The 11,236-nt window shown below is 66.5% G+C and carries 10 protein-coding genes; 3 read left to right on the top strand and 7 right to left on the bottom strand.

The window, feature by feature from the left end; genetic code table 11:
- Window positions 1–131: 131 nt before the first annotated feature.
- The 3 genes from QMX79_RS17630 to QMX79_RS17620 are packed head-to-tail and all read right to left on the bottom strand — an operon-like array spanning window position 132 to window position 4,035.
- A complete protein-coding gene (locus QMX79_RS17630) occupies window positions 132–1,517 on the bottom strand; it encodes a c-type cytochrome (RefSeq protein ID WP_282247914.1) in 1,386 nt (461 codons plus the stop codon).
- Between the two features lie 10 nt (window positions 1,518–1,527).
- Window positions 1,528–3,303 carry a GMC family oxidoreductase gene (locus QMX79_RS17625; RefSeq protein WP_282247912.1) on the bottom strand — a complete coding sequence of 592 codons (1,776 nt, stop codon included), beginning with the start codon at window positions 3,301–3,303 and terminating at the stop codon, window positions 1,528–1,530.
- A gap of 3 nt (window positions 3,304–3,306) precedes the next feature.
- The gene (locus QMX79_RS17620) at window positions 3,307–4,035 is read right to left on the bottom strand and encodes a gluconate 2-dehydrogenase subunit 3 family protein (protein WP_282247910.1); all 729 of its coding nucleotides are present in this window, start codon (window positions 4,033–4,035) and stop codon (window positions 3,307–3,309) included.
- A gap of 181 nt (window positions 4,036–4,216) precedes the next feature.
- Between QMX79_RS17620 and QMX79_RS17615 the strand changes: the two genes are divergently transcribed.
- Window positions 4,217–5,158 (top strand): LysR family transcriptional regulator, encoded by a 942-nt coding sequence (locus tag QMX79_RS17615; protein WP_282247909.1) that lies wholly within the window; start codon window positions 4,217–4,219, stop codon window positions 5,156–5,158.
- Here QMX79_RS17615 and QMX79_RS17610 read toward each other — a convergent pair.
- Window positions 5,155–6,666: a DUF1254 domain-containing protein gene (locus QMX79_RS17610; protein WP_282247908.1), complete on the bottom strand. Its 1,512-nt coding sequence runs from the start codon at window positions 6,664–6,666 to the stop codon at window positions 5,155–5,157. The two genes, QMX79_RS17615 and QMX79_RS17610, sit on opposite strands and share 4 nt — an antisense overlap.
- 105 nt (window positions 6,667–6,771) lie before the next feature.
- Window positions 6,772–7,902, bottom strand: a complete 1,131-nt coding sequence (locus QMX79_RS17605; RefSeq protein WP_282247907.1) for a DUF3667 domain-containing protein — start codon at window positions 7,900–7,902, stop codon at window positions 6,772–6,774.
- A gap of 169 nt (window positions 7,903–8,071) precedes the next feature.
- On the opposite strand from QMX79_RS17605, the gene QMX79_RS17600 reads away from it, so the two are divergent.
- A complete protein-coding gene (locus tag QMX79_RS17600) occupies window positions 8,072–8,851 on the top strand; it encodes a hypothetical protein (RefSeq protein WP_282247906.1) in 780 nt (259 codons plus the stop codon).
- Window positions 8,852–8,920: 69 nt separating this feature from the next.
- Window positions 8,921–9,685, top strand: a complete 765-nt coding sequence (locus QMX79_RS17595; protein ID WP_282247905.1) for a transporter — start codon at window positions 8,921–8,923, stop codon at window positions 9,683–9,685.
- 20 nt (window positions 9,686–9,705) lie between these two features.
- Here the strand turns inward: QMX79_RS17595 and QMX79_RS17590 are convergent, their stop codons facing one another.
- Entirely contained in the window at window positions 9,706–10,677 is a 972-nt protein-coding gene (locus tag QMX79_RS17590; RefSeq protein WP_282247904.1) for a hypothetical protein, read from the bottom strand.
- A 97-nt stretch (window positions 10,678–10,774) separates the two neighbouring features.
- Window positions 10,775–11,197: a DUF202 domain-containing protein gene (locus QMX79_RS17585; RefSeq protein ID WP_282247902.1), complete on the bottom strand. Its 423-nt coding sequence runs from the start codon at window positions 11,195–11,197 to the stop codon at window positions 10,775–10,777.
- Window positions 11,198–11,236 lie beyond the last annotated feature (39 nt).

Here is an 11,236-nt window from a genome sequence, read left to right as displayed (position 1 = left end):
ACCGCGTCCCGGTGGCCGCGGTCGTGCCGGGCCGCGGGGCGCCCGGGGGGGGGCCCCGGGGCCGCAGGTTCAGCGGGCCGCTATTCTCCCCGATCCGGGGCTTTCATGCTGGCGGGGCCTGAACAGCCCCGTCATTCAGCATCCTCGCCACCCCGGGCGGCGGTCGGGTCGTGCGCGGCCTTGGCCGCCTTGGCCTCGTCCTGCAGGTGCTGGCGGACCTTTTTGGCCTGGTCGGCCGTTACCGCGCCCGCGTTGTTGCCGAAGTCCTGGCGGATGAAGGTGGCCAGCTGCGCGATCTCGGTATCCGACAGGCGCTCGGCGAACCCGGGCATGCCCAGGTTGGAGGGGCGCAGGGCGGTGGAGGGCAGCTCGCTGCCGGCCAGCAACAGGCGGATCACCGAGGTCGGGTCGTCGGCCAGCACCGTCGGGTTGCCGGCGATGGCCGGGAACACGTTGGTGTAGCCCTTGGCATCGGTGCGATGGCAGGCGGCGCAGTTGTCGACGAACAGCTCGGCACCGCGGCTGTCGTTGATGCCGGTCTGCAGCTTGCGGGCAGTGGCATCGCTGGCGGCGTAGGCCGATGGATCATGCGCACTGGCCGGCAGCTGCTTGAGGTACACCGCGATGGCCTTCAGGTCGTCGTCGGTGAGCTTCTGCGTGCTGTGCCGGACCACGTCGGCCATCGGCGTGCCCACCACCGCGCTGTGCGCGTTGCGGGCGGTACGCAGGGTGTCCACGATGTCCTGCTCGGACCAGCGGCCCAGGCCATCGGCCGCGTTGCCGCGCAGGTTCACCGCGTTCCAGCCGTCGATCACCTGGCCGCCCGACAGATAGGCAGCCCCGGATTCGTCCAGTGCCTTCTCCTGCAGCGCGAAGCCACGCGGGGTGTGGCAGCTGCCGCAGTGGCCCAGGCCCTGCACCAGGTAGGCACCGCGTGCCAGCTGCGGGTCGCTGTAGTGGCCCGGGTCGAATGCCACCGCGTCCGCGTCCGGCGCGAAGGTCTTGCGCCAGATCGCCAGCGGCCAGCGCATCGACAATGGCCAGGTGATGTCCACGCCCCGGTTTTCCTGATGCACCGGCGCGATATCGCCGTGCAGGAAGTACGCGTGCAGTGCCCGCACATCGTCATCGGTGATGCGCGCGTAGGAGGGATACGGCATGGCCGGGTACAGCGTGCGGCCGTCGGGGGCGATGCCGTGCCGCACCGCGCGGTCGAAGTCGTCCAGCGAATACGCGCCGATGCCGGTTTCCTTGTCCGGGGTGATGTTGGTGCTGTAGATGTTGCCCAGCGGCGAGGCGACCGGCAGCCCGCCGGCAAACGGCTTGCCGCCCGGCTTGGTGTGGCAGGCGGTGCAGTCGCCGGCTGCGGCCAGATAGCGCCCGCGCTCGATCAGCGCCGCATCGGCGGCAGGGCCGTCAGCCAGGACGCGGGTCTTGGTGGGAATGAACGCATAGGCCAGGGCTGCCAGCAGCACCACCAGGCCGACCGCCACGATCCAGAGAAGAAGCTTTTTCATGCGCGCCTCCTCAAGCCTGGACCAGTGGGCCCGGATCGGGCAGGTACTTCTCGCGGATCGCCTTGGCGGCCCAGTAGGCCAGCCCGCCGACCAGGCCGGTGGGGTTGTAGCCGTTGTTCTGCGGGAAGGCGTTGGCGCCGATCACGAACACGTTCGGCACGTCCCAGCTCTGCAGGTAGCGGTTCAATGCCGAGGTCTTCGGGTCTGCGCCCATGATCGCGCCGCCGCAGGTGTGCGTGCTCTGGTACTTGGTGATGTTGTAGTGCTCGCCGTTCTTCTTGGCATCACCACTCATCGACAGCGGATTGAGCGTGCGGCTCATCTGCATGGCCTGGTCCACGAAGAACTGGGAGGCCTTGATCTCGTTGGGGTGCCAATCGAAGGTCATGCGCAGCAGCGGGCGCCCGAAGGAGTCCTTGTAGGTCGGATCCAGGCTCAGGTAGTGCTGCCGGTAGGACATGCACGCACCCTGCACCTCGTAATAGAAGTTGTGGCGGAAGTTGTCGGCGGCCGCCTTCTTCCATGCCGCGCCCCAGTTGGGCGTGCCCGAGGGCACGTTGATGCCGCGCACCGGGCCGGCGCCGGGCTGGCGCGCCCAGACCAGGCCGCCACCGACGAAGCCGGCCTTGGCGTTGTCCAGCTGGTTGCCGTTGAGGTCGTCCATGGTGGTGCCGGCGCCACCGATGCCGATGAAGCCGTTGGCCTGCACGTCCTTGTCGAAGAACAGCACCACCCGGTTGAGGTTCTGGTAGGAGTAGTTGCGCCCCACGGTGCCGGTGTTGGTCTGCGGGTCGTAGGCTTCACCGATGCCGGAGACCAGCATCAGGTGCACGTTGTAGAGCTGGAACGCGCACAGCAGCACCATGTCGGCCGGCTGGTCCACTTCACGGCCCTGCGCATCCAAGTAGGTCACGCCGGTGGCCTTGGCCTTGGTGCTGTCCAGGTTCACCCGCAGCACCTGCGAATGCGTGCGCAGCTCGAATTTCGGGCGCTGGCGCAGCACTGGCAGGATGCAGGCGTTGGGGCTGGCCTTGGAGTAGTTGAGGCAGCCGTAATCGCTGCAGAAGCCGCAGGCGTTGCACGGGCCCAGCTGGCAGCCGTACGGGTTCACATACGGGCCGGACGCGTTCGAGGCCGGAATCGGGTAGGGGTGCCAGCCCATTTCCTTGGCCGCCTTGTAGAACTGCTCGCCGCCCAGGTAGTTCGGATTCGGGCCGAGCGGGTACTCGCCCGAGCGCGAGCCCTCGAAGGGATTGCCGCCTTCCTGCACCACGCCGTTGATCACACCCGCCTTGCCGGAGGTGCCGCACACCAGCTCGAACATGTTCAGGTGCGGCTCGAGTTCGGCATAGGTGACCGGGAAATCCTGGATGGTCATGTCTGCCGGAATGAAATTCTTGCCGTAGCGTTCTTCCACGTTGGTGCGCAGGATCAGGTCTTCCGGCAGCGGCCGGAAATGTGCGCCGGACCAGTGGCTGCCCGCGCCGCCCACGCCGGTGCCCGGCTTGAACGAGCCCATCTGCCGGTAGGGCACGGCGGTATCGGCCAGCGCGTGCCGCACCGTCACCGTTTCCTGGTTCAAGCTCTGCAGGTACTTGCGGTGCACCGAGCCTTCCAGCTCGTCCACCACCTTCGGGTAAGCGAAATCGGGCTGGGTATCGCGGTCGCCGCCGCGTTCCAGCGCCACCACGTGCAGGCCGGCATCGGTGAGCTCCTTGGCCAGGATCGCCCCGGTCCAGCCCATGCCGACGATGACCGCATCCACTTTGGGTTTCGTGATTGCCATGGCTCAGCCCCTCCGCCCGGCCAGATCCACCGGCGGCAGGGGATAGGCCTTGTTGCGCACGCCGATCCAGTCTATGTAGTCCGCGCGCATGCCCGGGTAGCCGATCATCTTCCAGGCCGCCATATCCTTGTTGGCGCCGTACTTGGGATCGGCGAAGTAGCCGTTCTTTACTTCGCCCAGCAGGTTGGAGAAGAACAGCTTGCTGGAGATCGCCTCCAGCTCCAGCTTGCCGCCCTCGGCCGCCTTGAGCAGGGTTTCCTGCTGTTCGTGGCTCAGCTGGGCGAAGGTCTTGCCATCGAACTGGCTGCGGCAGTGCGCATCGAACGCATCGATGCCCACTTTCAGGATGTCACGCAGGGCCAGCTTGCCCTGGTAGCCGAACTCGCTGGGTGCTTCCAGGAAGGGGCCCTGCATGTACCAGATGGCGCCGGCTGCGTAGGGGGTCTGCATGTGGCGGTCGAGGAACTCGGGCACACCCGATTCCACCGCGCCGGGGCCGGTTTCGTCGGAGGGGATCAAGCGGTCGCAGGCGGCCGTGATGAACGCCCATTCGGCCGCGTTGAAGAATTCGGGGGTGTAGTCCTTGGCGGCCGCGGTAGCCGGGGTGCCGCTCTCGGTGGGGGTGCCGGGGGCGCAGCCGGGCAGGGCGGCGGCTACGGGAAGCAGGGTAAGACCCTGGAAGAAGCGGCGACGGGTCAGCGTCGGCCGGTTCTGGTCGGCATCATCTTTCATTGTGTGGCTACCTGGCGGGTGGCTGGGGCTCAGCATGGCGCGAATCCTGTCGCGGCAGCGTGCTTGCCGAATGCGGCCTGCCCTTCCGCGGCTGGCATGAATGCGACCATTGTGTGGATGTGCGACTGTTTCCGTAATGGCAATATGGGAAAGGAACTCTTGCCAAACTGGAAACATCGGCGTGATCGACGACCTCAACGAGCTGCGCACCTTCGACCGCATCGTGCATGGCGGCAGCCTGTCCGCCGCCGCCCGCGACCTGGGCATCTCGCTCGCCGTGGTCAGCAAGCGCCTCACCGCCCTGGAGCGGCGCGTGCAGGTGCGGCTGTTGAACCGCAGTACGCGGCGCGCCTCGCTCACCGATGAGGGCAACCTGTTCCACCTGCACTGCCGCCGCGTGCTGGATGCGGTGGAAGCGGCCGAGGCGGCGCTGGAGCAGCGCCAGGACGTGGTGGCCGGCGTGCTCAAGCTCACCGCGCCCAACGGATTCGGGCGCCGTCATGTGGTGCCGGCGGTGCGCAGCTTCCAGCAGGCGCATCCCGGGGTGCGGGTGCACCTGTCACTGCGCGATGAGCTGGTCGACCTGGTGGGCGAAGGCGTGGAGCTGGCGCTGCGCTATGGCGCGCTGGACGATTCACGGCTGGTGGCGCGTGAGCTGGCGCCGAACCGCCGCATTCTGTGTGCATCCCCCGAGTACCTGCGCCGGCGCGGTATGCCGCTGAGCATCGACGACCTGCACGGCCACGATCTGATCGCCTCGGGCAGTCCGCCGGTCTCTCAATGGGTGTTCGCGCAGCCCGGCGGCACCATCGCGTTCCCGCTGGACGCCAGCACGCTCTGCGACGATGGCGAAGCGGCGCAGATCCTGGCGGTGCAGGGCGCCGGCATCGCCCGCAAGTCGATCTGGGACGTGGCCGATGACCTCGACGCCGGTCGCTTGAAGGAAGTGCTGCCCAACTGCGCGCTGGCGACCTCGCCGCTGAGTGCGGTCTACGCACCCGGCAAACAGGTCGCACCCCGGGTCCGCGCGTTCCTTGGCCACATGGTGCAGCAGCTGCAGCAGTCGGCCGGGTGGCGGCACGCCAACCGGACCATGCCTGCCATTGCACTGACTGGGACCTAGTCGGTCTTGCGCTCAACCGGCGTCAGTGCCGGTTTCTGCCAGCTGTGGTCCAACACGGCCTGGCCCGGGCTGTAGTTGCGCAGGATCAGGTAGAACGGGCCTGCCGGCGCCGGCAGCCAGTTCGATTCCTTGTCCTTGCCGGGCGACGCCTGCTGGATGTACAGGGTCAGGCCACCATCGGCATCGCGCTTTAGCTTGGGCAGCATGGCCGAGTTGATCAGGTAGCGGTCCAGCGGGTTGTCCACCAGCAGTTTGCTCTTGCCGTCGTACAGGGTGACCGACCAGAACGCGTTGGTCGGCGGCAGCTGGTCCTTGGCGAAGCGCAGCACGTAGTCGTGCTGGCTGGCGTCGGCGGGCTTGCCCGTGGCATCGACAAAGTAGCTCTGGTAATCGGCCTCTGAAGCAGAGTTGCCGTAGATGCCCAGCTTGGCCCCGGCGAAGCGGTACAGGTAGTTGTCCTTCAACGCCGCGCGCGTGCCGAACATATCCGCACTGGAGACCTTCTCGGTGTTTATTTCAGTGGCGACGAACTGCTCCAGCGCCTGGTTGGCGTCGGCGATGCCTGCGGTCATCGCTTCACGGTCTGCCGGCGCGAGCGCTGCCGGATCGAAGGGCTTGCCCGCTTCGATGCCGATTCCCGCGAACCGCTGGCGAAGCGCGGCTTCGCTGTCCACGGTGGGCGCGAACTGCAGCAGGAAGTTGAGGTAGGAGAAGAAGCCCAGGCCATTGGCCTGCTCCGGGTCATACGGCGGGAACGTGATCGCGGGGGCGGGCGGCGGTGCCGGCGTGCCCAGGAATGCGCTCAGCGGCTGCACCTTGTACTGCGCCTGCAGGCGCTTGACGTTGTCCAGGTCCGACGGCGAAATCAACTGGGTGCGGAACAGACCATAGGCCAGCTGGGTTTCGGCACGGAACACCTGGCGCACGCCCTTGGGCGTTTCGCCCTTCCAGTCCGGCCCGGCGACCATGAACACGCTGGCCTTGCCGTCGGTCGCGGCGCGGTTGATGTAGGCGAAGTTGTAGGTGTACAGGTCGATCAGCTGCACCGAGAAGTAGCGCTTGGCATCGATCGCCGGCACGCTGATCACCACCGGCTCGGCGCGCAGGTCCATCCACAGGAACGAGTACGGCGTGTCCGAGTTGGGCGTGATTATCGAGGTGTCTTTAGGGGTGGCCACCTGGGCGACGTTGCCGATCTGGTTGAAGCCGGCGTGGAAGTTCGCCCCCTTGGCATCCACGGCCTGCTGGTACATGGATTTGTAGCCTTCCACGATCGGGTAGCCCCAGATGTAGGCGTCCTTGGCGGTGGCGCGCAGCTCGCTGGTGCGGGTGGCATCAGCCGCCGCCGGGGCAGTGGGCTGCGCCGCCGTGGCAGGATCAGGGGTGGGCGCGGCACTGTCGGGTTCGCGCTTGCCGCAGGCAGCCAGCGCGCACACGCTGATCAACAGGGCGCCCAGCCGGAGACCGGCAAAGAACGGTGATCGAGCCTGGTTACGGGGCATGGCCATGTCATTCGCCTCCTGCAGCACGGGATGGGGAGAGCATGACGGCGCGCTCCTCCGCACTCCACCGAAATAGGTGCAGGCAGGCTGGGTAAAACTACTTAGCCCGGCTCAGACCCGGGCAAGGCTGGCGATGGCAAGAATGACGGTCGCGGTGGTGACCACGGTGAAGTACAGCCATCCCAGCGCGACGAACTTGAGCGTGGTCACCAGCCGGGATTGTGCGTATACCCGCCGTTGCATCAGCCAGAGATACAGCGGCATCCAAAGCAGCAGCGCCGTGATCAGCAGGCCTATGACAACCCCCGCGCCAGGCACGGTGGCCATCTGCCCGCCCAGCATCGACAGCAGCAGGATGCCCAGCAGCGCCACGCACAGGAACGCGTGGCTGTACAACGCCACCACCAGGTGCTCCAGGTAGAGCCGGCCGCTGCCCAGGTAGAACACCTTCAGCAGCACCGCGAACAACGGCACCAGCACGAACAGCGCCGAAGGCACCGAGCCGAAGAACGCGTTGACCAGCAGCTGCGGCCGTTCGCTGATGCGCGGCAGGTTCTTGCGGATGATCTCGGCCTGGCCGGTCAGCCAGCGGTTGGCGAACCCGGGCAGGAAACTGATATCGACCGGGTCTGACTTCTGTGTCGCCATGTCCTGCACCGTGAACGGCTTTGTGGCGGCGGGCTTGGGCGCGGACGCGACCGGCGGGTGCTCCTTCAGTTCGCGCTCGCGCTTGGCGGCCTGCCTGTCCACCTTGGCAATGGCGCTGTCGATCGGCGCACGAAGGGACTCGGGCATTGCCTCGCGCGATTGCTGCAACGGTGCCAGCAGCGCACGGCGGACCTGCTGCACCTCGTCGTTGGTGGTGGCATCACGGAACGCACCCGGCACTTCCGGCGGGCGGGGAGTCTGGCTTACCAGGGCACCCGCATCCACGTGCACCGCCAACCGCGCCACGAAGAAGGTCAGCACGCTGAGGATCACGAACAGCCGGATCGGCGGGATATAGCGGGTGCGGTGCCCGGCAAGGTAGGCGGCCGCCAGCCGGCCGGGCAGCAGCAGCTGATGCAGGGTGCGGAAGATGCGCCCGTCCAGGTGCCAGAACGATTCGAACACCTCTTCCACCGCGTGCCCGAAACTGCGTACCGGGCTGTGTGCGGACTGGCCGCACTCATGGCAGAAATCGCCCTGCAGCGGGGTGCTGCAGTTCTCGCAGGCGGCGGGGTGGGCAAGGGCAGAGTGCATCTGTGCGCGGAGCCGGGCAGGAAAGGCGCCTACGATAGTGGGGGCGGGGAGCCGGTGCCAGTGCCGGCATGCATCAATCACTGGGCGGGGGGCGGTAGAAGTACCGAAGCGGATCGGGGGGCCATCGGCCATCCTCGAAAGCATCCCTCGTGCCCGCTGGTGATCGAACATGCCGTTGTGGTTGCTCACCGTGATCTTCTTCGTCGCGCTGATTGCAGCCCGGGAACTGGGCGCCTTCCTGCGTACCCGCAACAACCGGCGCAAGGCGCAGAAGCCGGTAGCCACCGCCGACGACACCGGCGAAGGCGATTCCTTTTCGACCAATACGGTATTGGGCCTGCTGGCCCTGCTGATCGGTTTCACCTTCTCGCTCGCACTGGGCCGTTACGACGAGCGCAGGTCGCTGGTACTGCACGAAGCCAATGCGTTGGGCACCACGTGGCTGCGTGCGGACCTGCTGGACACCGCCGATGCCGAACGGGTGCGCGCCGTGCTGCGCCGCTACATCGACGCACGGGTGGATTTCGCCAACGCAAAGACGGCACAGCAGGAGATCGACGAGTACGCACGCACCACCGCGCTGCAGGCTGAGCTCTGGGCCGCGGTGATGGCGGCCACCGCTCCCTTCCGGGATACCCCGCGTGCCAGCCTGGTGGTCACCACCACCAATGAATCCATCGATCTGGCCGGCGAACGCTTCGCGGCCCGGCAGGACCACATCCCGCACCGCATCCTGCGGATGCTGTTCCTGTTCGCCCTCTTCGCGGCAGGGTTGCTCGGCTACGAGCGGGTGCGCCAGCGCACTTCCACAACGTTGTTGCTGCTGCTGTTCTCGCTGGCCGTGGGGCTGGTCCTGGACCTGGACATGCCCAGTACCGGCGGCATCCACGTGCCCCAGGACCCGATGCTCGATCTCCAGCGCTCGGTGGGGCTACCCACGTCTTCCTAGGGCTTTGCCATGCATGTTTCACCTCAATCCCGCCCACTGCGCCGGCGTCACCTGACGGTTGCGCTGTTCATGGCCGCAGCGCTGGCAGGACGGTGCCAGCCAGTACAGGCGCAGGATGCCGACGCATTGGCGAAGAAGCTGTCCAATCCTGTTGCGGCGCTGATCAGCGTCCCGCTGCAGTACAACTACGATGACGGATACGCCAACGGCGGTTACCGCCATACGCTCAACATCCAGCCGGTGGCACCGTTTGCCATTTCCGAAGAATGGAATGTCATCTCCCGCACCATCCTGCCGGTGGCGTACCAGAAGGACGTGATTCCCGGTACCGACCAGGCCGGAATCGGCGACATCACCCAGAGTTTCTTCTTCTCGCCGAAGGAAACCGGCCCGTCCGGCATCGTCTGGGGCATCGGGCCGGCCCTGTTGCTGCCCACCGGCACCGATGACCTGGGCGCCGACACCTGGGACGCCGGGCCCACCTTCGTGGTGCTCAAGCAGGACAAGAGCTGGACCGTGGGCGCGTTGGTGAACCACATTTCGGACATCGCCGGCAGCGGCTCGCGCCGGCGCGACATCAGCAACACCTTCGTCCAGCCGTTCCTGGCCAAGGCTTTCCCGGGCGGTCGCACGCTGGCGTTCAACATCGAGTCCACCTACGACTGGAAGGCCAGCCAGTGGACGGTGCCGCTCAACATCCAGTACTCCAAGGTCAGCAAGCTGGGCAGCCAGATGATCAGCTACCAGGGCGGCGTTCGCGCCTACCTGGATGGCCCGCGTGGCGGGCCGGACTGGGGCGTTCGGTTTACTGTCACGTTGCTCTATCCCCGCTGACGGGGCGGTGCGCCCGTCACTCAGTTGGCGCCCACGGTGATGACCGGCATCTGAGGTGTCGTGCCGGTTTCTGCCAGGGAGAAGAACATCATCATGAAGCTGAAAGCCCGCTTCGAACGGACGTCGGTGTCCTCGATCCAGTACCAGGTGTCCTTGTAGCGCACCTCGGCATAGGCCTGGTCCGGGCGCTGGGGACCGGCATGGATCGCGGCCAGTGGTGTGTTGTCGCCCACCTCTGAAAGCCGCTGCAGGGTGCCCGGGTAGGTGCGCCCCGAGCTGATGTGCTCGGCAGGCACATCGATGCCGTCGGCGAACTCGATCAGGATTTCCAGCATCGACCGCGTCTGTACCGCCAGTTCCTGCCGGTTGCGCGGTACTGCGCCGTAGGTGAGGTTGATCTCATCCAGCGGTGGCTCCAGGTCCAGCAGCTGCATCAGCGTGTCGATGTCCCGGTGCAGGCCGGGCTCGGCGCTGCCCTTGAAGAACAACAGGGTCACGTCCTGGCCTTCGCGGCGCTCGATGCGCATGCCCAGCGCCTGCGACTGCTGGATGCGGCGCATGGCGGCGGCCAGTTGTTCGAAGCCGGCATCGGCGGGCCTGAGATTGACCCCCGTGGCCCGGTTGTAGCGACCGTTCATGCCCCGCACCGTGGCACGCAGGATGAAGTCGGCCGGGTAACCGGCCTGGATCATCGAGAACACCGCCACCGGGGGAATGGGCTGGAGCAGACTCTTGCTGAAGCGCTCGCCGCTCAACGGGGTGTAGGAGATCGTGGGCTTGTCCGTGTACCGGCCATAGCCGCCCAGCGACTGGCTGTTGGGCGCGCCGCCACCGGCGAAGTTGCCGCGCAGGTCCACCTGGCCTTCCAGGGTGTAGGAACTGATTACCGAGGAAACATCAAGGAATACCGGTGCGTCCACGTAGCGCAGGCGGACGATGTTCAGCAGGGTCTGCTCCTTCCACGATTCCCCCATGACCGTGGAATAGGACATACGGTCACGGGGGATCGATGACGGCCCGATGCTGGCGCAGCCGCAAAGCTGAAGCGTCCCGACGACCCACAGAGCCAGGTACTTCATCGAGCGCCCCTCAACTGGTGAACAGCCAAACCGCCGTCCACCCACCGAGCAGCAGCAGGCCGATGGTAAAGGCAGTGGTGGCGCGGTGCCTGGGGTCGATCACACCGCGTTCGATGTCCCGGGTCACCAGTCGGTAGCGCACCAGTGACCAGACCAGCAGTGCCAGGCCCAGCAGCACCATGCCGAAGCCGGCGTTGCTGGCGTCGTGCAGCATCAGTCGGCCGCCTTTGGGCGCCTGGTCGTTCTGGATCAGGTAGGTGCTGAACCGGTTGATGGTGATGCCGAACCCGATCAGCGACACGGTCGTGCGCAGGTAGGCCAGGTGGGTTCGCTCGTTGCCCAGGTGGGTGCGACCGCGCGCGAGGTTGTTGGAAAGCGAACTGCCTGCGCTGTCGTGCGCGCTCGATTCGGGTGGAGGGGGGGCGGGGGGCATGGTGGTATCCAGCTCGTTTCCTGTTGATGAGAGAACTGC

The sequence above is a fragment of the Stenotrophomonas sp. PS02300 genome (genome assembly GCF_029959395.1).
Lineage (GTDB): Bacteria > Pseudomonadota > Gammaproteobacteria > Xanthomonadales > Xanthomonadaceae > Stenotrophomonas > Stenotrophomonas maltophilia_AD.
This window is presented reverse-complemented; position numbering and strand designations above follow the sequence as displayed.